The sequence below is a fragment of the Citrobacter sp. MNAZ 1397 genome, from assembly GCF_023613995.1.
In the GTDB taxonomy this organism is placed as follows: Bacteria; Pseudomonadota; Gammaproteobacteria; order Enterobacterales; family Enterobacteriaceae; genus Phytobacter; species Phytobacter ursingii.
This window is the reverse complement of sequence record NZ_JAKIVH010000001.1, coordinates 484,043-502,372: the sequence shown is the minus strand read 5'-3', so window position 1 is coordinate 502,372 and position 18,330 is coordinate 484,043. Positions and strand designations below refer to the sequence as shown.

15 protein-coding genes are annotated in these 18,330 nt (G+C 52.5%); 5 read left to right on the top strand and 10 right to left on the bottom strand.

Annotated features, from left to right (window positions below):
- The first annotated feature begins 4 nt into the window (after positions 1 to 4).
- On the top strand, positions 5 to 721 hold the full coding sequence (gene sanA / locus L2097_RS02125) for an outer membrane permeability protein SanA (RefSeq protein WP_047369550.1): 717 nt from the start codon (positions 5 to 7) through the stop codon (positions 719 to 721).
- An 18-nt stretch (positions 722 to 739) separates the two neighbouring features.
- Here the strand turns inward: sanA and L2097_RS02120 are convergent, their stop codons facing one another.
- Positions 740 to 1,165, bottom strand: a complete 426-nt coding sequence (locus L2097_RS02120) for a hypothetical protein (RefSeq protein ID WP_047369549.1) — start codon at positions 1,163 to 1,165, stop codon at positions 740 to 742.
- Positions 1,166 to 1,390: 225 nt separating this feature from the next.
- Entirely contained in the window at positions 1,391 to 1,618 is a 228-nt protein-coding gene (locus L2097_RS02115) for a BssS family protein (RefSeq protein ID WP_047369548.1), read from the bottom strand.
- A gap of 419 nt (positions 1,619 to 2,037) precedes the next feature.
- On the opposite strand from L2097_RS02115, the gene L2097_RS02110 reads away from it, so the two are divergent.
- Positions 2,038 to 2,922, top strand: a complete 885-nt coding sequence (locus L2097_RS02110; RefSeq protein WP_047369547.1) for an SDR family oxidoreductase — start codon at positions 2,038 to 2,040, stop codon at positions 2,920 to 2,922.
- A 342-nt stretch (positions 2,923 to 3,264) separates the two neighbouring features.
- Positions 3,265 to 5,070 (top strand): glycoside hydrolase family 15 protein, encoded by a 1,806-nt coding sequence (locus tag L2097_RS02105; RefSeq protein ID WP_047369546.1) that lies wholly within the window; start codon positions 3,265 to 3,267, stop codon positions 5,068 to 5,070.
- Positions 5,071 to 5,151: 81 nt separating this feature from the next.
- Here L2097_RS02105 and mglC read toward each other — a convergent pair whose 3' ends face one another.
- The 7 genes from mglC to L2097_RS02070 all read right to left on the bottom strand — a co-directional run bounded on the left by mglC (position 5,152) and on the right by L2097_RS02070 (position 13,352).
- Complete coding sequence (mglC, locus tag L2097_RS02100) at positions 5,152 to 6,162, bottom strand: galactose/methyl galactoside ABC transporter permease MglC (RefSeq protein WP_047369545.1); 1,011 nt, start codon at positions 6,160 to 6,162, stop codon at positions 5,152 to 5,154.
- A gap of 15 nt (positions 6,163 to 6,177) precedes the next feature.
- Positions 6,178 to 7,698 (bottom strand): galactose/methyl galactoside ABC transporter ATP-binding protein MglA, encoded by a 1,521-nt coding sequence (gene mglA / locus L2097_RS02095; RefSeq protein WP_047369544.1) that lies wholly within the window; start codon positions 7,696 to 7,698, stop codon positions 6,178 to 6,180.
- Positions 7,699 to 7,782: 84 nt separating this feature from the next.
- Positions 7,783 to 8,781, bottom strand: coding sequence for a galactose/glucose ABC transporter substrate-binding protein MglB (gene mglB, locus L2097_RS02090; RefSeq protein ID WP_047369543.1), 999 nt, complete (start codon positions 8,779 to 8,781; stop codon positions 7,783 to 7,785).
- A 291-nt stretch (positions 8,782 to 9,072) separates the two neighbouring features.
- Complete coding sequence (galS, locus tag L2097_RS02085; RefSeq protein ID WP_047369542.1) at positions 9,073 to 10,098, bottom strand: HTH-type transcriptional regulator GalS; 1,026 nt, start codon at positions 10,096 to 10,098, stop codon at positions 9,073 to 9,075.
- Between the two features lie 154 nt (positions 10,099 to 10,252).
- Positions 10,253 to 11,413: a DUF418 domain-containing protein YeiB gene (gene yeiB, locus L2097_RS02080; RefSeq protein WP_047369541.1), complete on the bottom strand. Its 1,161-nt coding sequence runs from the start codon at positions 11,411 to 11,413 to the stop codon at positions 10,253 to 10,255.
- Positions 11,414 to 11,434: 21 nt separating this feature from the next.
- A complete protein-coding gene (gene folE / locus L2097_RS02075; RefSeq protein WP_039079972.1) occupies positions 11,435 to 12,100 on the bottom strand; it encodes a GTP cyclohydrolase I FolE in 666 nt (221 codons plus the stop codon).
- A gap of 124 nt (positions 12,101 to 12,224) precedes the next feature.
- On the bottom strand, positions 12,225 to 13,352 hold the full coding sequence (locus tag L2097_RS02070) for a YbfB/YjiJ family MFS transporter (protein WP_142517863.1): 1,128 nt from the start codon (positions 13,350 to 13,352) through the stop codon (positions 12,225 to 12,227).
- A gap of 149 nt (positions 13,353 to 13,501) precedes the next feature.
- Here L2097_RS02070 and fghA point away from each other — a divergent pair, with 149 nt between their 5' ends.
- Positions 13,502 to 14,338 (top strand): S-formylglutathione hydrolase, encoded by an 837-nt coding sequence (gene fghA, locus L2097_RS02065; RefSeq protein WP_250352031.1) that lies wholly within the window; start codon positions 13,502 to 13,504, stop codon positions 14,336 to 14,338.
- Positions 14,339 to 14,584: 246 nt separating this feature from the next.
- Positions 14,585 to 16,570: a ligand-gated channel protein gene (locus L2097_RS02060; RefSeq protein ID WP_250352030.1), complete on the top strand. Its 1,986-nt coding sequence runs from the start codon at positions 14,585 to 14,587 to the stop codon at positions 16,568 to 16,570.
- 73 nt (positions 16,571 to 16,643) lie between these two features.
- Here the strand turns inward: L2097_RS02060 and L2097_RS02055 are convergent, their stop codons facing one another.
- Positions 16,644 to 18,113, bottom strand: a complete 1,470-nt coding sequence (locus tag L2097_RS02055) for an amino acid permease (RefSeq protein WP_085005321.1) — start codon at positions 18,111 to 18,113, stop codon at positions 16,644 to 16,646.
- Between the last annotated feature and the right edge of the window lie 217 nt (positions 18,114 to 18,330).

Here is an 18,330-nt window from a genome sequence, read left to right as displayed (position 1 = left end):
CCGCATGCTAAAGCGCTTTGTATACAGCCTGTTGGTCCTTATCGGCTTACTGCTGTTGTCTGCGCTCGGCTTAGACCGCTGGATGAGCTGGAAAACGGCCCCCTATATCTACGATGACCTGCAGGATTTGCCCTGGCGTCAGGTGGGGGTGGTGCTGGGCACGGCAAAATATTACCGCACTGGCGTGATTAATCAGTATTACCGGTATCGTATTCAGGGCGCGCTGAATGCCTACAACAGTGGCAAAGTGAATTACTTGCTGTTAAGCGGCGATAATGCGCTGCAAAGCTATAATGAGCCCGTCACCATGCGTAAAGACCTGATTGCCGCAGGCGTTGACCCTTCGGATATCGTACTGGACTATGCGGGATTTCGGACACTCGATTCGATTGTTCGTACGCGTAAGGTTTTCGATACCAACGATTTTATTATTATCACCCAACGCTTCCACTGCGAGCGTGCGCTCTTTATTGCCCTGCATATGGGCATCCAGGCGCAATGCTATGCCGTACCTTCGCCGAAAAATATGTGGAGCGTACGCGTCCGTGAATTTGGCGCACGTCTGGGGACGCTCGCTGATTTATATGTGTTCAAACGTGAACCCCGTTTCTTAGGCCCGCTGGAACCTATTCCCTCATTGCAGGAAGTCCCGGACGATGCGCAGGGCTACCCGGCGGTGACCGTCGAGCAGTTGCTTGATTTAGAAAAGAAAAATAACTAGATATCTCACAACTTCGTATCAGAAGACTGAAACACCGCGCGTAAGTATTTTAGCGGGGCGTATAAGCGAATACTTGCGCGCCATAAATTCCTGATGGTTGATATGTTCTTCTTCTTGCTTATTTAGCGTCCAGAGTCCGGTCAGCGCATTAAACGGCAATGTGACTTCGCCGCCCGGCGTCGAGACAATATACTCACCCGTTCGTAAGTAACCCGCCTGGCATTCAATCCGCAACTGCGATCTATTCTTCATTGAAAATTCAATTTTACTAAAGCCAGTTGGGATAACGGTATAAAACCAGGCGGGCAAATGAGTTATTGTCAGATCACCAAGGTCAGCAACAACAGCATTATCCCGCAGTAATTGCACGGATTTTAAATAGTAGTGATTTGAGGTTTGTCTTTCGTGCGGCGGGTAATCAACTTTAAAATACACAACATTCATAGGCGCTCCAGCTCAGCATTACAACGGCTTGCTCAACTATAGTATATAGCGTAAGAAGCAGGTAATACGCCAACATTAAGAATTGGCTTAAGCAACAACGTAGCGGCACTTAACTATTTTTTAGTGAAATTAACAAATAAATGAGTAAGATGCCTAAAATAATGAGCAGCAGACTGTAATGAACCACAGCTGCTGCAATGTTAATTATTCATAAACTGAGGGGTGTCAGGCAACTTTTTCTTCATACTTATGCAGACTAACCTGGAGATCATAAATGAGGCTTTTGACCTTCTCCGGCGTCAGACTAAAAAACTGCGACTCGAACGTTGAACCGCCCGGTGCATGAGGGGAAGTACTGTAACCAAAACGAATAACCACGCCATTCAAATCTTCCACTGTTCCCACCTGCCATCCATTAACGGGAAATGCAGGAAATGCTGATTCATTGTTCATCCTAATCTCCTTGTGAATGTTGTGACTCAAAGAGCGTAGCACCGAAATGAAAAAATTAACAATAGATAATAGGTGAACTTTTAACGTAAAAGTGAATTTATTATTCGATCTGCAATATCCTCACGTTTATTAATTATCAGCCTAAGTAAATTCTGAATATATGTTATTCAACAGGAGGTTATCAGTTAACACCTTGTTACTCTTATGTTCAAAAAAAGGACAAACGGAAAATATATCCTTGACGAAACACCTGTAAGAAATAACCGCCTCGCTAGTTATCGCTTTACAGAAAATAAAGAAATCTGCGTACTTCGTTTGTATAAAAATTAAAAAAAACGTTTCGTTATTTCTGTTCAGATAGCGCGAATCAATATTAAGGTCTACCTTAAAATTCTGGTTTGCAAAAGAGGAAAATAATTATGTCACCTGCGGATAAGAAACATCTTCATTACCCACGTCCTCCTTTTCCGGCACAGCCACAACAGCCGCCTGGATTAGCGTCCGAGATGAAACCTATTCCGGATCATGGGGAAACAAGTTATGTCGGTTCAGGAAGGCTGGCAGGTAAGCGCGCGTTAATTACCGGCGGTGATTCCGGTATCGGTCGGGCCGTTGCTATCGCTTTCGCTCGTGAGGGCGCAGACGTAGCCATTAATTATTTACCTGAAGAACAAGCCGATGCCGAAGCGGTGATTGCCTTAATCGCCGCAGAAGGACGAAAAGCAGTCGCGTTGCCGGGCGATGTGCGTGACGAAGCGTTTTGCCAGCAGCTCGTCGCCAGCGCCGTCCGGGAACTGGGAGGTCTGGAGATTCTGGTTAATAATGCCGGACGCCAACAATACTGCGAATCCATTGAGGATCTGACCACCGAAGCGTTTGATGCCACCTTTAAGACAAACGTTTATGCGCCGTTCTGGATAACCAAAGCCGCCATCCCCCATTTACAGGAGGGGGCGGTCATTATCAATACCACCTCGGTTCAGGCATACCAGCCCAGCCCTATTCTGCTGGATTACGCGCAAACCAAAGCCTGCGGCGTCGCCTTTACCAAAGCGCTGGCGCAGCAGCTTGGCGAAAAAGGGATTCGCGTCAACGCCGTAGCGCCGGGGCCATACTGGACAGTGCTGCAATCCAGTGGCGGTCAGCCTGAGGAAAAAGTGAAACAATTTGGCGCATCCGCACCGCTTGGCCGTCCCGGTCAACCCGTGGAAATCGCCCCGCTATATGTGCTGTTTGCCTCAGATGAAAGTTCATACTCTTCTGGCCAGGTCTGGTGCTCTGACGGCGGCACCGGTACGCTGTAATACCTGTGGCAGGCTTCGGCCTGCCATGGCTTTTGGGCTTACCCTTGGGTTTCCGGTTAATCATTTTCTTGGTACACGTTCAATCTCACCTCGGTTTTGCTTTAAATTTCTCATCTTTTCCGGCATTGCGCCCTGCTCCGCTTTTGCCCGCAATCTGCAATCCGAACGTAGACCTGCCGCCGTGAGCGCAAACGGTAAACGGGAGTAGATCATCAGCAACTTCCAGTCAGCGTAATGAAAAGACAGGTCATTTCCCTGCGCTATCGCCAATCCTGGTTACGCTTGATCCAGGCACTTATTTTTGGCGGCAGATGGCCGCCATACTTATGACCAGGAGAAAAGATGAAGAACGAGTCGTATACTCATCCGCCGCGTCATGATGGCTACGCGGGGCTGGGTGATTACGCTGCCATTGGCGATGGCCGTTCGGTGGCGTTGATCGCCCCTGATGGCGCGATTGACTGGTGGTGCGCCCCCAATATGGACTCCCCGCCACTGTTCGATCGCATTCTTGACGCCGCCAGTGGCGGTTTCTTCCAGATTGAACCCACCGGCGACTATCGCGTTGAACGCCGCTACCGGGAAAACAGCAATATACTGGAAACCTGCTATCAGACTGCATCGGGTAGCGTGATGTTAACCGAATCCCTCAACAGCAATTACGCCGGACGCCTGCCGTGGTGTGAACTGGCTAGACGCGTAGAGGGCCTCACTGGCGAAGTCGAACTGCGGGTGAGTTTTGTGCCGGGAACAGCAGCCTGTACCCGCTCTCCCTGGATTCAGAGCACCGACAAAGGCCAGGTCATCCACATTGGTGATTTAATGGCGATGCTGCGGACCTCTGACGATGTTTCCCTTACCCATTTCGATGACCACGCGATTGAAGGAACGCTTATCGCCCGCGAGGGCGTACGTTCGCTGGTGGCGTTGCTGGTCAGTCATAAAGAGCCGCTTGCGGTGCCGTCTCTTGAAAAGATTGACGGTCATATTGATATATCCGACCACGTCTGGCAGCTATGGTGCGAAAGCCTGACCTACCAGGGGCTGTTTCCCGAGCACGTCAAGCGGTCGGCGCTGGCGCTAAAGTTTCTGCTCTATTCCCCGACCGGCGCCCTGGCGGCAGCGCCCACCACATCGCTGCCGGAAGGCATCGGCGGCGAGAAAAACTATGACTACCGTTACGCGTGGACGCGAGATGCCTGCATGATCATCCGCGCTTTTACCGTTATCGGCGCGCTGGAGGAGTGCAAGGCGGCCTTCTCATGGCTTACCAACACGATCCTGCGCCATGACGGCAAAGTGCGCGTTTGCTATACCCTTGATGGCGGTATCGTTCCGGCGGAAAGCTACCCGCCGCTAAGCGGCTATAAAAACTCACACCCGGTGCGTATAGGTAATAACGCCCGCGACCAGCAGCAACTCAGTATGTATGGCGATTTGCTGGCTACCGCCCTGCTGTTTGTCCGCGCCGGACATGTACTGGATCTCACCACCGCCCGACTGCTCGCCGCGCTGGCGAATACCTGCGCCGATATCTGGAAACAGGAGGATTCCGGCATCTGGGAATTGCACGACTTGCAGCACTATACCCACTCTAAAATCACCTGCTGGATTACGCTGGATATTGCCGCACATCTGGCGCGAGAGGGGCATCTGGAAGCCACGTGGGTTGCCCGCTGGGATCGCGAAAAATCGCGCATCCAGGCGTGGGTTGAGGCACATTGCTGGTCAGAGAAAAAGCAGTCATACACCTTTTATGCCGGCAGTGATCGGCTCGACGCCTCGCTCTGCCTTACCTGGCATTATGGTAAGCATTGTAATGTGCAGCGCATGCGTTCCACCCTCAACGCCCTTGTTGATGAACTGGGGCATGGCGAACCCATGCTCTATCGCTACAGCGGTGTCGAGCAGGAGGAGAGCACCTTTGTCGCCTGTTCATTCTGGCTGGTGGAGGCGCTGGCGGAGATGGGAGATAAAGCCCGCGCGCGGCGCTATATGGACACTATCCTGAAGACGCTGTGCGATAAGGGTAACGTGGAGACGTTTAATGAGATGTTCGATGTGCGCAGTGGCGAGTGGCGCGGCAACGTGCCGCAGGGGTTGAGCCATCTGGCGCTGATTTGCGCCGCCGATGCGCTGTCAAAATAGCGGGTCGGAAACTCCCGGACAGGGCGTGATAACGCCTTATCCGGGCATATCCTCTCCCCGTGGGGAGAGGGACAGACAGCGTTACTTCTTACGGGCGTATTTCAGGGAGTCCAGCGCCACCGCAAAGATGATGATGCCGCCCTTGATGATGTACTGCCAGTACGGGTTGATACCGATATAGGTCAGACCGTAGTTGATAACGGTGAAGATAATCACACCGGTCACCACACCCAGAACCGTACCCACGCCGCCGCTAAAGGAGACGCCGCCCACCACGCACGCTGCGATGGCGTCCAGTTCGTACATAAAGCCAAGGTTGTTGGTTGCAGAACCGATACGACCCGCCTCCAGCATCCCACCGAACGCATAGAACACACCGGACAGGGCATAGATCATCAGCAGGTTCAGTGCCACGTTAACACCAGACACTTTTGCCGCTTCCGGGTTACCGCCGATAGCAAAAATGTTTTTACCGAAACGGGTTTTGTTCCACAGGACCCATACGAAAGCAACAGCAATCAATGCATAGAAGGTGATGTAAGACAGACGGAACGCACCCAGCGCGATAAAGCCTTGCGTGAAGGTTGAGAAGCCGCTGTCAAAACCGGAAATCGGCGATGCGCCCACGAAATCGTAGTACAGGGAGTTGATACCGTACACGATGATCATGGTGCCCAGGGTGGTGATAAATGGCGTCACGTTGAGGTATGCGATGATGATGCCGTTCACCAGACCGATGATCGCACCGATCACACAGACAATGCCGATGACCGCAATGATCGGCATCGTGTGCATTTCCGGGAACACTTTGTTGACGTTTTCCATCGACTGTAACAAGGTCGCCGCCACTACCGCCGCCAGCCCCACCTGGCGTCCTGCGGACAGGTCAGTACCCTGGGTCACGATAAGCCCTGCCACGCCCAGCGCGATGATAATACGCACGGAGGACTGGGTCAGAATGTTACTTAAGTTCAGCAGACTTAAGAACGTAGGATCCTGGAAAATAATAATCGCCAGTAACACTAAAAGAACAACGTAAATACCGCCGTCTTTCAGATAAGTGAGAAAAGTTTTTTTATTTAACGCACTCATGAGGAGCCCCTGATCTTAAAGGTGCAAAGACGCAAGACGGAGTATTTCGTTTTGCGTTGTCGTTTTAGTGTCAACAATTCCGGCAACGAGACCATTGCTCATAACCAGAATACGGTCAGTGATACCCAACAATTCAGGCATTTCAGAGGAAATAATAATAATCCCCTTATTTTTCTTCGCCAGCTCCGCAATCAGCTGATAGATCTCGAATTTCGCCCCAACGTCAATACCACGCGTTGGTTCGTCAAGCATTAAGATTTCCGGTTGCGTTAACAACCAGCGACCAATAATTACTTTCTGTTGGTTCCCACCAGAAAGCGATCCGATCTGGGTACGGTGGCCAGGCGTTTTCACGCGCATAGAGTCAATTACCCACTGGGTATCGCTCTTCATACGGGAATTATCCAGCAGACCGACTTTATTTTTATAATTCTGAATATTGGAAATAAGCGAGTTAAATCCGATATCCAGGTAAGCATAAATCCCGGTAGAGCGACGCTCTTCGGTAACCAGTGCGAAACCATTATTAATGGCTTCATTCGCATTGTGGTTATTAATACTTTTGCCGTGTAGCTTAATCGTACCCGTGGCTTTTTCACGAATACCAAACAATGTTTCTACGATATCGGTGCGTTTCGCCCCGACCAGCCCGGCAATACCCAGGATCTCACCTTTGCGCAGGTCAAAGGAGATATCGCGGATTGACGGCTGGCGCAATGACGTCAGATTACGCACTTCAAGAATCGTCTCCCCTGGCGTGTTCTGGCGATCCGGGAAGCGTTGGTTGAGCGAACGCCCTACCATCATCGCAATGATCTTGTCCATATCCAGCCCTTCGAGCGGCTGGGTCGCAATCCACTGACCATCGCGCAGGATCGTGATTTCATCACACAGCTGGAAGATCTCTTCCATCTTATGGGAGATATAAACAATACCGCAGCCGCGATCTTTCAGCTTACGGATAATTTTGAAAAGATGATTAACTTCTTTTTCGGTCAGCGAAGAAGTTGGTTCGTCCATGATGACAATTTTGGCATCGTATGAGAACGCTTTTGCAATTTCGATCATCTGCATTTGCGAAACAGATAATGTACCTACACGCGCACGCGGATCGATATCAATATCCAGCTCATCAAAGATGGCTTTTGTATCACGGTACATTTTGTCCTGATCGACAAACACGCCTTTGGTTGGGTAGCGACCTAACCACATGTTATCCATTACAGAACGTTGCAACACCAGATTAAGTTCCTGGTGAACCATTGAGATACCATTTTCCAGCGCTTCTTTTGCAGAATGGAAATCGATTTCTTTTCCCTGAAAAAGAATACTACCGGAGTCTTTCTGGTATATCCCAAAAAGGCATTTTAATAATGTCGATTTACCGGCGCCATTTTCACCCATTAATGCATGGATAGAGTGCGGACGCACTTTTAAATTCACATTATCGAGAGCCTTTACCCCTGGAAAAGACTTGTTGATATTGCTCATTTCCAACAAGAATTCACCGGACGACTGAGTATTATTGCTGACCATAATTGTACCTTGTTGGCCTGGCATATCGTATTATAAGGGCGCAACTATTATTGTTGCGCCCGGTGAGAACATGCTTAAAACGAATTATTTACCGATGAACTGAGACAGATTGCCCTGATCTACGCCAACGTAAGGAATACGAACAATTTTGTTTTCGATTTTCCAGTTGGTGCCGTCAGCAGCGCCTTTACCGTCTGCCAGGTTTTTCGCCAGATCGAAGGTCGCTTTCGCCTGGTTGTTCGCATCGTTCAGCACGGTACCGGCCATTGCGCCAGATTTAACCAGTGCCAGCGCTTCTGGCAGTGCATCCACGCCGAATACCGGAATGGAAGATTTGTTGTGCGCTTTCAGCGCTTCAACCGCACCCATTGCCATCGCATCGTTGTTCGCGATCACGACTTCAATTTTGTTTGCGTTCGGACCGGACAACCATGCGTCCATTTTGTCTTTCGCCTGAGCGGTATCCCACATCGCGGTATCTAACTGCAGTTGCTCAGTTTTGATGCCTTTGTCATTCAGCTCTTTGATAACGTAAGTCGTACGTGCTTCAGCATCCGGGTGACCTGGTTCGCCTTTCAGCAGAACGTACTGGATTTGACCATCTTTGTTGAGGTCCCAGTTTTTATTGTCAGCCCAATGTTTGGCAATCAGGTCACCCTGAATGATGCCGGATTCTTTGGAGTCGGTACCCACATAATAAGCTTTGTCGTAGCTATCCAGCGCTTTGCGAGAAGGCTCTTTGTTGAAGAACACAACCGGAACGTTCTGACCACGTGCTTTTTCGATAACGGTGCCTGCAGCAGCCGGGTCAACCAGGTTGATGGCCAGTGCTTTAACGCCTTTAGCCAGCAGAACGTCGATCTGGTCGTTCTGTTTGGACTGGTCGTTCTGGGAGTCGTTCATCAGCAGCTGTACGCCAGAAGCCTCTTTGGCGTCTTTCTCGATGGCTTTACGGACAACTGACATGAAGTTGTCGTCATATTTGTAGATGGTCACACCAATACGGGTATCAGCTGCATGTGCGGCTGCGCCAAAAAGCATGCTTGCCATAACAGCAGACAGAGTCAACACCTTCTTATTCATGGTATCTCCGGTTTTTTTATGCAGGGTAGTTCATGCGAATAATGATCGGCGGGACAGCAAGTTAATGAAACGTTACTGTTCGCCGAAGTTCACTCAAAAAATTCGTTCTTCCGTGTTCGGTAACGCTCCAATAATGCGCTTTCTTCGATGCTTCAGGCTGAATGACTCAGTGAAAGTGAATAATCACCGTTACATCGTGTTTCAGCTTCTAAAACGCTGACATCATAGTCACCGGCTTGTTAAGATACTGTGAATTTACTCACAGATTGAAAACGGTTACATCAACAAACATCATAAGTTAGTGATCGTTCCCACAGATTGACGTGCGGCGACGGAATGACGGCGCACCAGCGTTGGCATAAAGCAGTGCGTTGCCTCAGGATCGAGCTTGCCCGCCGCCCCCATCAGCGCCAGTTCGGTGGCCAGACGGGCCATTGACGCAATGGGATAACGCACCGTCGTCAATTGCGGATCGGTATAACGGGCAATCGGTATATCATCGAAACCAATCAGAGACAGATGCTGTGGCACCGCAATCCCATTATCTTTCAGCGCCGTTAACGCGCCGGCTGCCATGCTATCGTTATAGGCAAACACCGCAGTAAGCTGCTGGTTGCGACTCAACAGTTCGACCATCGCGGCCTCCCCGCCCTGCATATCCGGTGAGCCCATACCGACCCATGCATCCGGCGCGGCAATGCTCTGCTCTGCAAGCGCTTTAACCCAGCCCTCGCGGCGCATGTCGTTGTCTTCAATCTGATGGCTGGAGGCGAGATAGCCGATGCGGTGATGCCCATGATTGAGCAACATGCGGGTGGCCATCACCGCGCCGCTGATGTTATCCAGCGAGACACAACGGTGGACGTAACCGGGCACGACGCGATTGATCAACACCATGCCAGGGATTTGTTCCATAAACCCGGCAAGCTCTTCATCGCTTAGCGCTTTTGAGTGAACAATCAGCGCGTTACATCGTTGACGTATCAGCACCTCAATGGCGTGACGCTCTTTTTCCGCTTCATGATAGCTATTGCCGATAAGCACATATTTCTGGTGCTGTTGCGCCACGGTATCGACCGCCTTCACCAGCGCGCCAAAGAAGGCGTCGGAGACATCCATCACGACCACGCCGATAGTGTCGCTGACCTGCGTGGCCAGTGCCTGCGCGTTGGCATTCGGGCGATAGCCCAGTTGCGCAACTGCCTTCATCACGGCTTCCCGCGTTTCCTGACTGACCAGCGCACTGTTATTGAGCACACGGGAAACCGTCGCGACGGAAACGCCCGCCTGACGGGCCACATCACGAATGGTGATCATAGGGACCAACCTTTATGTTGATTACGGCAGCTCACAGATACCCCCTGTTTAGCAAGGAGGCTATTCTCTCAGTCGGCGAGAGGTTGCTGCGTGAGTGGCATCACACGAATGGAAACGGTTACATCCGTTTTGTTAATGATTGTGATCCAGATCGTTATCTGGATGTGCGCGGCAATGATGTCCCCGCAGCACGTGCGGTTAATTGCCGCCACAACCATTCCATCGGTCCCTGGCGGAAACGGCGCAGCCAGAGCACGGAGAAGAGAATATTGACGGCCCAGACAGGTGGAACGAAAGCCAGCAGATGCAAGCGATCAAACTTCATTACCAGACCGAAACGATAAAACAGGGTGGTACAAATGAGTGTTTGCAGCAGGTAATTGCTCAGCGCCATTCGCCCAACGCAGGCCACGGCATTAACCAGCCGCCAGCGGCACAGCTGTGGCCAGAAACCATAGATAATCGCGGTATATCCCAGGACCTGGATAGGTGCGCCCAGCTCACGCGGCGCTTGCAGAATAAATGCGCACCAGCGATAAGACCAGCCGAGCTGCCATTGAGCGATAATAGCCGGCAGGTTTATCGCAACGCCGAGCGCTATCAGAAACAATCCCGTACGGCGATAGTGCCGCAGGCTGAACTGCCCTTTCAGCCAGCCACTGCGCATCAGCGCCGCGCCCAGCAGCATCAATCCGGCCAACTCCCAGCCATACTGCGCCCCCAGCGCCAACAGGCCGCTGGATAGCATGTCCGCACGATTACCAATGGCCTCCATCATGCTGCCCGTGGTTTTCCACCAGACTTCATACTGGATATTGGCCGGCCCCGGCAGCCACGAGCGATTAGGTGCGCTGCCGGAGATAACCCCCAGCAACAGCAAGACCACAATGCCTATCAAATAGAGGGCAAGACCGGTATTGAACAGCGCTTTCACACTTTGCGCATCGCGAATCATGCGCCAGCTAATAAGCCCCACCAGCCCATAGGCCAGCAAAATATCGCCATCCCAGAATACCAGCGCATGAATAAAACCCAGCAGCACCAGCAACGTGAGACGCGACTGGATCCAGCGTTTGCCGCGAGGTAACAGCATTTGCAGACCCGCGCCAAACAAAAGCGCAAACAGGGAGAGGAATTTCACCTGCGCGAACAGGTCGAGCACCGCCCATGTCCAGGCGTCGCTTAAGGTGATAGTGCCGCTCCAGGCGGGGTTAAGGTAGGCCGCCTTTGGCAGTCCAAAGGCCGTGATATTCAGGAGCAGGATACCAAGAATGGCAATGCCACGAACAAAATCCAGCGTGACATTTCTCTCCATGTATCCGGCTCTCCAGGTTAATTAGTTGTGGTGACGTACAGCGCGCAGGAACTCCTGGCGAGTGTTCTGGCTGGATTTAAACAGGCCACCCAGCGAGGTCGTTGTGGTTGCGCTGGTTGCATCACGAATGCCGCGCGCTTTCACGCAGTAATGCACCGCGTCAATGGACACAGCGACATTATTGGTCCCCAGCAGCGTTTGCAGCGCCGTCAGAATTTGCTGTGTCAAACGCTCCTGCACCTGCGGACGCTGGGCAAAGAACTGCACGATACGGTTAATTTTCGACAGACCAATCACCGACTCTTTAGGAATATAAGCGACGGTCGCCTTCCCATCGATAGTAACAAAGTGGTGTTCACAGGTGCTGGTCAGCGTAATATCGCGCACCGTGACCATCTCATCCACTTTCATTTTATTTTCGATGACGGTGATTTTCGGGAAATTGGCATAATCCAGTCCCGAGAATATTTCATCAACGTACATTTTGGCGATGCGATGTGGGGTTTCCATCAGGCTGTCATCATTCAGATCGAGATTAAGGAGTTGCATAATCTCGGTCATATGACCGGCTATCAGGCGCTTACGGGTTTCGTTATCCATGTCGACAGGCGGGCGCAACGGGGTTTCAAGGCCACGGGCAACCAGGGCTTCATGAACGAGAGCCGCTTCTTTACTGAGTGATGACATTTTTTATTCTCCTGCAGGTGTGGCATCTTCGCCATGCAACGGGCGAAGCGAGCAATCATTGTGCGTGAGGTCACGCACAGAATCCAGTCTTCACGGTGATAATTAATGAAATTGCTCGTACCTTTCACGCCGTCCGTTTCCAGACCAAAATACCCCCGACCAGGAGCGCCAGCCCGGCCAGTCCCAGCGCGGGTTCCAGCCGCTGCGTAAGCCAGGTGGAGAGCGCAGAGGTCATCGGCCCAATCAATTGCCCTACGGCATAACCGGTGGTCAATAATCCCGCCATATACCGGGTATGGTTCGGTGCCAGTTCGCGGCCATACAGCAGCGATAGCTGTACCGCGCAAAGAAAACCCCCACCGACCAGCAGCGCGCCAATGACCAGCCCGCTCATACCTGGCAATACGCAAGAGGCCACCACGCCTAATCCTTGCAGCCAAAGCACAATAGCCAGCCGCTGATGGCTGTGACCAATATGGCGAAGAGCAATACTCAGCCCAATCCCGACAACGGCGGCAGCGCCAAACACCGGCCAGACAAACTGCGCAAAGAGACTACCGGGAAAGCGCAGCGCCGCCATTTGCGAAAGAAAGGTCGCGGGTAAGATGTAGCCAAACCCCGCCAGGCTGTAGCTCCAGACCAGTCGTTTCAGATCGGTCGTCAGATGTAGCGGTTCCGGCTGAGCACCGGAACGATGTAACTGGCCCGGACGCGGTAAATATCGGGCGATAAACGCCACCAGTACCAGCGCCAGTACGCCATAGACCTGCCAGGCTGCCGTTGAGGAGAGCGCCCGCGATTGAATCGCCACCGCCAGAAGACCGCTCAGGGCGATACCCGCGCCCGGTCCGGCGAATACTGCCGCACTCAAGCCGGGGCGGGCATAATGCGCCAGACGCTCGTTCGTCCAGGCTGCGGTAAGTACCATCGCCCAGCCGCTCATCGCGCCAATCACCAGACGTAACGCGCCGTGCGTAATGGCGTTATCCGCCAGCGCCGAAAGAAAGGTCAGCGCAACAGCACCCGCAACGCCAAGATACAGACGCATCTCAATATGTTTACTCGCGCGCATCGCATCCCACGCGCCCAGTAAATAACCGAGGTAATTCATCGCGGCAACCAGTCCGGCGCTGGTTAACGTCAGCTGTCCATCGCGAATCATCAGCGGCACCTGGGGCGTAAAAGCAAAGCGCCCTATTCCCATTGCAACTACCAGCACGATAAATCCGCAGAGCGCGATGCGTAGCGCCATGAAAACTCCAGACGTTAAAAAAAAGTAAAATTTATGATGCATTATGCTGCAGCGAGGTGAAAGTGAAAGTTACTCACAGGCACATGAATTATCTGTATTATGGGATATTGTCACGCTTTAACCGTTAACAAATAATGAAGGAGCCTTGCATGGAATTGCTTGAAGAGCACCGCTGTTTTGAGGGGCGCCAACAACGCTGGCGGCACGACTCCGCTGTGCTGAATTGCACCATGACGTTCAGCATTTTTTTACCCCCTGCGCATCCCACAACGCCCGCGCCGGTGCTGTACTGGTTGTCGGGCCTGACCTGTACAGATGAAAACTTTACCACCAAAGCAGGCGCGCAGCGCGTTGCGGCAGAGCTGGGTATTGTGCTGGTGATGCCGGATACCAGCCCGCGCGGCGACTATGTTGCCGATGCCGATGGCTATGATCTGGGCAAAGGCGCGGGCTTTTATCTCAACGCCACTGAGCAACCGTGGGCGGCGCACTACCGCATGTATGACTATCTGCGTGATGAACTCCCCGCGCTGATTCAGTCGCAATTTACCGTGAGCGAACGTTGCGCCATAAGTGGCCATTCAATGGGTGGCCACGGCGCGCTGATCATGGCACTGAAAAACCCGGGCCGTTTTACCAGCGTTTCCGCCTTTGCGCCGATAGTAAACCCGGCGCAGGTGCCCTGGGGCCAGAAAGCCTTTAGCGCTTATCTGGGCAACGACACCTCGGCCTGGCAGGCGTGGGATAGCTGCGCGCTAATGATGGCCAGCCACAGTCAGGATGCAATCCCGACGCTTATCGATCAGGGCGATGCCGATCAGTTCCTCGCAGACCAGTTACAACCCGCCCGGCTGGCTGAGGCCGCCCGCCAGACCGGCTGGCCACTTACACTTCGCGTTCAGCCTGGCTATGACCACAGCTACTACTTTATGGCCTCGTTTATTGAGGACCATCTGCGCTTCCACGCGCAATACCTGCTGAAATAATCACCGGAGGGCGATGCCCTCCACTTTACAATTCCTTACACTGATCCCTATCTGTTTGATAAGGCATGTTTTCCCTTGCCAGAAACATCTAATGCAAATGATTTCAATTATCAATTGCATTTACATAAATTCATTTTTTATCCACAATCCTTCCGCTTCTCCATCGTCAGAGTTCTTAAAAGACAAACACTTATCGTCTTCATGGTTTACCCGATGGACTTTTATTCATTTAAACGGAATGACAAAATGACTTTACCTCACGCTAAACTGTTGGCTATCGCCGTCTGCGCAGCCACCTTCCCCCCGTCACTTTTCGCGGCCGACGAGGACACCGTCGTCGTCTCTGCAACCGGGTTTGAACAGAAAATCCAGAACGCGCCAGCCTCTATTTCGGTGATTTCTAAACAGCAGCTTGAAGATAAAGCGTATCGGGATGTCACCGACGCCTTGAAAGATGTACCGGGCGTGGTGGTGACCGGTGGCGGCAGCAGCAGCGATATCAGCATTCGCGGCATGGCCTCGCAATACACCCTCTTTTTGGTCAACGGTAAACGAATCAGCACCCGTGGCACGCGCCCAAACAGCGATAACGCGGGCATCGAACAGGGCTGGTTGCCGCCGCTGGAATCCATTGAGCGTATTGAAGTGATCCGTGGCCCTATGTCATCGCTGTATGGCTCCGACGCCATGGGTGGCGTTATCAACGTTATTACCAAAAAAGTGTCCAATACCAAAGGCTGGACTGGCTCGCTTCATGGCGATGCGACGTTCCAGGAAAACAGCGATTCCGGCGATCTCTTCCAGACCAACGCCTATGCTTCCGGCCCATTGATTGACGGCCTGCTGGGCGCAAAAGTCACAGGGCTGCTGTCCCGACGCGCAGAAGACAAAATACTTAACGGCTATAACGAACAGCGCCTGCGCAACGGCGGCGTGACCTTCAATTTCACCCCGGATGATAAAAACGATGTTGATCTGGATATTGCCCGCGAATTACAGGATCGCAACAGCACGCCGGGTATGTCTTCGGCGGCGGAGACCTGCCGGGGTAACGTTTGTACCCCCAACAGCAAAAGTGAAAGCCGCTACGAGCACACCACTTACTCGTTAACCCACAGCGGTTATTACAGCGATTTCAACACCGTCAGCTACGTTCAGCAGGAAGAGACCAATAACCCTGGTCGCCAGATGAAGTCGTATAACACCCTCTTTAATAACCAGAACCAGATATTCCTTGGCAACCACACTCTCACGGTCGGCGGGCAGTATCGTTATGAGAAACTGCGCGATAACGGCAATCAACTGGAAGCGGCGTACGGGCTAAATAAACTCACCCGCTGGAGCTGGGCGCTATTTGCAGAAGATGAATGGGCGGTACTCGACAGCGTGACGCTGACCGGCGGCCTGCGTATGGACAAAGATGAAAACTACGGCACCAACTGGACGCCACGCGGCTACGGTGTCTGGCACCTGACTGACCAGTGGACAATTAAAGGCGGCGTGTCGGCAGGCTACCGCGCCCCGGATCTGCGCCAGTCTTCTGCAAGCTGGGGCCAGGTGACGGGCGGTGGTCGTCTGAACGGCATCATTGTCGGCAACCCCGATCTGAAACCGGAAAAAAGCCTGAGCGAAGAGCTGGCGTTGCTGTGGGATAACAACAAGAATCTCAACGCTGGCATCACGCTGTTTAACACCGATTTCAAGGACAAAATCACCGAAGTACGCCGCTGTAACAGCAGCGCCGATCCGGCTTGTACGATTGGCAGCGTGAGCTACGATTTTGTCAGCGATCGCGTTAACGTCGATAAGGCAAATATGCGTGGCGTTGAATCTACCTTCGGCTGGAACATCACGCGAGACCTGAACCTGACGGCCAACTACACCTTCACCGAATCAGAACAGAAAAGCGGTCAGTTCTCTGGCAAGCCACTTAACAAGATGCCGAAACATATGGTGAATACCACGCTCGACTGGCAGGCCACGCAGGATGTGGGTCTGTGGGGGCGGCTGAATTTCCGCGGTAAAACCTCGGAGTACTTAAGCCGTACCTCCATGTCCCAGGGTACGCCCTCTTACAGTCAGGTGGATGTAGGCCTGCGCTATAACGCCAACAGAAATCTGCTCCTCTCCGCCGGGGTGTACAACGTGCTGGACAAGCAGATTGATTACGACACCTATGACACGGTACTTGATGGCCGCCGTTACACCGTTGGCTTAACGTATAATTTCTGATAACGCTTGCTTAAACAAAAGCCCCGGCACTGTGCCGGGGCTATTGATTGGTCAGCGCAAAAGAGCCTGCACGTTACTTCTTAAAGCGTTCCGGAAACACCATATCTTTGTAGCTTACAAAGCGAGTGCCTTTCGACAGCTTGTAACCAAACCAGATGATCAGGAACAACGGGATACCAATATAGGTTGCCGCCACAGCGCCCCAGTCAATGGTATCGGCCAGGAAGGCCTGATAATTCTGACCCAGGGTGATGATCAGGCACAGAACAAATGCGAAGATCGGCCCCAGCGGGAAGAAACCTGAACGGTACGGCAGGTTATTCAGATCGTGCCCCTGCATCACATAGCCACGACGGAAACGGTAATGGCTAATGGCAATACCCAGCCAGGCGATAAAGCCCGTCATCCCGGAGGTGTTAAGCAGCCACAGGTAAACGGTCTGGTTGCCAAACATTGATGTCAGGAAGCACAGACCCGCAATCACCGTGGTGGCATACAGCGCATTACGCGGCACACCACCTTTCGACAATTTAGCGAAAATGCGCGGTGCTTTACCGTCGCAGGCCAGGGTGTAAAGCATACGGGTAGAAGCGTACATACCGGAATTACCCGCCGACAGTACCGCAGTCAGGATAACGGCATTCATCACCGCCGCCGCAGACAGCAGCCCCGCATGCTGAAAGACCAGGGTGAACGGGCTGACGCTGATGTCTTTTACATCGTTACGCAGCAGGCTCGGATCGGTATAAGGAATGATCAGGCTGATAACCAGGATGGCGAACACATAGAACAGCAGAATACGCCAGAACACCTGACGCACCGCGCGCGGAATGTTCTTTTCCGGGTCTTCGGATTCCCCCGCCGCGATACCGATAAGCTCGGTCCCCTGGAAGGAGAAGCCGACGATCATCGCCACGCCAATCATCGCCGCAAAGCCACCGGCAAACGGCGCATCGCCCGTCGTCCAGTTGCTCCAGCCCACAGGCTGTGTACCTTTGAAAATGCCCACGATCATCATTACGCCAACGACGATAAAGATGATAACGGTGGCCACTTTGATGAGCGAGAACCAGTACTCCGCTTCGCCGAAGCCCTTAACGGAGATGTAGTTGAGCAGGAAGATCACGCACAGGAACACCGCGCTCCAGATCCAGCCTGGCGTATCCGGGAACCACCAGGTCATCACCAGTTGCGAAGCCACCAGGTCAACGGCGATAGTCACCGCCCAGTTGTACCAGTAGTTCCAGCCGAGCGCGAAACCAAAGCCCTCTTCAACATATTGTTGGCCATACGTGGCAAAAGAACCGGATACCGGCATAAACGCCGCCAGTTCGCCAAGGCTGGTCATCAGGAAGTAGACCATCAAACCAATAAGGATATAGGAGAACAGCGCGCCGCCCGGGCCTGCCTGAGAAATCGTCGCCCCTGATGCGACAAACAACCCTGTACCGATTGATCCGCCAATGGCGATCATCGTCAGGTGACGCGCCTTGAGTTCACGGCGAAGCGTGGGCGCTTGTGTGGTATTCGTTTCGGAAACCATAAGAAAATGCTATCCATCCAAAAAATGAGGCGCGATTGTAGCAAACGAAAGGGCATCCTTCCGGCACAATCCACGTCTTATTAGAGACCTTCATGATAGCCTGCGGATTATAAGTAAAGCAGTGGATGATGCCCCTTACCCTTAGGGAGAGGGACAAAATCAAGGACTCGATCCCCTCTCCCTTGAGGGAGAGGGTTAGGGTGAGGGGGAAAATGCG

Excerpts from the sequence above, each read along its gene's own strand:
- L2097_RS02115 (WP_047369548.1), bottom strand. The coding sequence starts at position 1,618 with ATGAACAATGAATCAGCATTTCCTGCATTTCCCGTTAATGGATGGCAG.
- sanA (WP_047369550.1), top strand. The coding sequence starts at position 5 with ATGCTAAAGCGCTTTGTATACAGCCTGTTGGTCCTTATCGGCTTACTG.
- L2097_RS02055 (WP_085005321.1), bottom strand. The coding sequence starts at position 18,113 with ATGGTTTCCGAAACGAATACCACACAAGCGCCCACGCTTCGCCGTGAA.
- mglB (WP_047369543.1), bottom strand. The coding sequence starts at position 8,781 with ATGAATAAGAAGGTGTTGACTCTGTCTGCTGTTATGGCAAGCATGCTT.
- L2097_RS02105 (WP_047369546.1), top strand. The coding sequence starts at position 3,265 with ATGAAGAACGAGTCGTATACTCATCCGCCGCGTCATGATGGCTACGCG.
- fghA (WP_250352031.1), top strand. The coding sequence starts at position 13,502 with ATGGAATTGCTTGAAGAGCACCGCTGTTTTGAGGGGCGCCAACAACGC.
- L2097_RS02060 (WP_250352030.1), top strand. The coding sequence starts at position 14,585 with ATGACTTTACCTCACGCTAAACTGTTGGCTATCGCCGTCTGCGCAGCC.
- mglA (WP_047369544.1), bottom strand. The coding sequence starts at position 7,698 with ATGGTCAGCAATAATACTCAGTCGTCCGGTGAATTCTTGTTGGAAATG.
- folE (WP_039079972.1), bottom strand. The coding sequence starts at position 12,100 with ATGTCATCACTCAGTAAAGAAGCGGCTCTCGTTCATGAAGCCCTGGTT.
- L2097_RS02110 (WP_047369547.1), top strand. The coding sequence starts at position 2,038 with ATGTCACCTGCGGATAAGAAACATCTTCATTACCCACGTCCTCCTTTT.
- mglC (WP_047369545.1), bottom strand. The coding sequence starts at position 6,162 with ATGAGTGCGTTAAATAAAAAAACTTTTCTCACTTATCTGAAAGACGGC.
- yeiB (WP_047369541.1), bottom strand. The coding sequence starts at position 11,413 with ATGGAGAGAAATGTCACGCTGGATTTTGTTCGTGGCATTGCCATTCTT.
- L2097_RS02070 (WP_142517863.1), bottom strand. The coding sequence starts at position 13,352 with ATGGCGCTACGCATCGCGCTCTGCGGATTTATCGTGCTGGTAGTTGCA.
- L2097_RS02120 (WP_047369549.1), bottom strand. The coding sequence starts at position 1,165 with ATGAATGTTGTGTATTTTAAAGTTGATTACCCGCCGCACGAAAGACAA.
- galS (WP_047369542.1), bottom strand. The coding sequence starts at position 10,098 with ATGATCACCATTCGTGATGTGGCCCGTCAGGCGGGCGTTTCCGTCGCG.